Source organism: Microcoleus sp. D3_18_C2 (assembly GCF_036702395.1).
Taxonomy (GTDB): Bacteria; Cyanobacteriota; Cyanobacteriia; order Cyanobacteriales; family Microcoleaceae; genus Microcoleus.
Map to the genome: position 1 here is coordinate 1 of NZ_JAUBTG010000135.1, position 1,345 is coordinate 1,345.

A 1,345-nucleotide genomic window follows, 5' to 3' on the forward strand; every position below is an offset into this window, starting at 1 on the left:
GGATGTAAGTCGATCTGGTAAAACTTCGGTTTTGTTGGACGCCCCGCCCCGTTGAATCAGGAAGCCAGCGCTGTACCACTTAAGTGGTCAGCGTCTGGTAGTTCACGACAAAGTTAAAAATTTGTGTGTGGGGGAAAGCATGGATTCCTTAAAAGGGCGAGATTTATTAAGTCTGGCAGATTTAAGCATTGACGAATTAAATTATTTGCTGGATCTAGCAGCCAGTTTAAAATCGGGAATGGTCAAGCTGAAACGCAATAAAGTTCTCGGCTTGTTATTTTCCAAAGCTTCAACGCGAACGCGGGTAAGTTTTACGGTAGCAATGTATAAATTGGGAGGGCAAGTGATTGACCTCAATCCCAACGTTACACAAGTCAGCCGCGGGGAACCTTTGGTAGATACAGCCAGGGTTTTAGACAGATATTTAGACATTTTGGCGATTCGGACGTTCGAGCAAAAGGACTTAGCAACTTTTGCTAATTATGCGAAAATTCCTGTGATTAATGCGTTGACAGATGACGAACACCCATGTCAAGTTCTGGCGGATTTAATGACAGTAAAAGAGTGTTTTGGCAAGCTAGAAGGATTGACCCTGACTTATTTGGGCGATGGCAATAATATGGCTAATTCGCTGATGTTGGGCTGTGCAATGACGGGAATGAATGTAAGAATTGCTTGCCCTCAAGATTTCGGGCCCAATGCTGAGATAGTGGAAAAAGCTAAGAATATTGCTCAGGGAAAAACCGAAGTTACGGTGACGACGGACGCAGAAGCTGCTGTGAAGAATGCTCAAGTGATTTATACTGATGTTTGGGCGAGTATGGGACAGGAAGAGGAAGCAAAAATCAGAATTCCTTTGTTTGAACCCTATCAGGTAAATGAACAATTGCTGAAGTTAGCCGATAAGAATGCAATTGTATTGCACTGTTTGCCCGCACACCGGGATGAAGAGATTACCGATGCAGTGATAGAAGGCAGTCAATCGCGCGTTTGGGATCAGGCAGAAAATCGGATGCACGCTCAGCAAGCTTTGCTCGCAAGCATTCTGGAAAGCGATTAGGTTTGTAGTAACGACTTCAGTCCTTAAAGATGTTGTCAGTAAATATGTCGCCATTTCGCCAGTCCGCCAGGGGTTTAAACCCCTGGCTCAAAGCTTAAGTCGGTTTTAACCGACTGCGACTATTAGATTTATTGTATCGATTTTTTAGGCGAATAAAATTGCCGATGAATTCAAAATAGTTGGCGGTTTTACAAACAGATTAAATACTCAGGGTAAGAGCATCTCAATCATGCTTGACAAAAGCACTTGAGAATTTGCATCATATAGTCATTGTTCATCGCAGCC

1 protein-coding gene is annotated in these 1,345 nt (G+C 43.3%); it reads left to right on the plus strand.

Features of this window, described 5'->3' with window-relative positions:
- The first annotated feature begins 139 nt into the window (after positions 1-139).
- Positions 140-1,060, plus strand: a complete 921-nt coding sequence (argF, locus tag QUA88_RS29400) for an ornithine carbamoyltransferase (protein WP_333052921.1) — start codon at positions 140-142, stop codon at positions 1,058-1,060.
- Positions 1,061-1,345 lie beyond the last annotated feature (285 nt).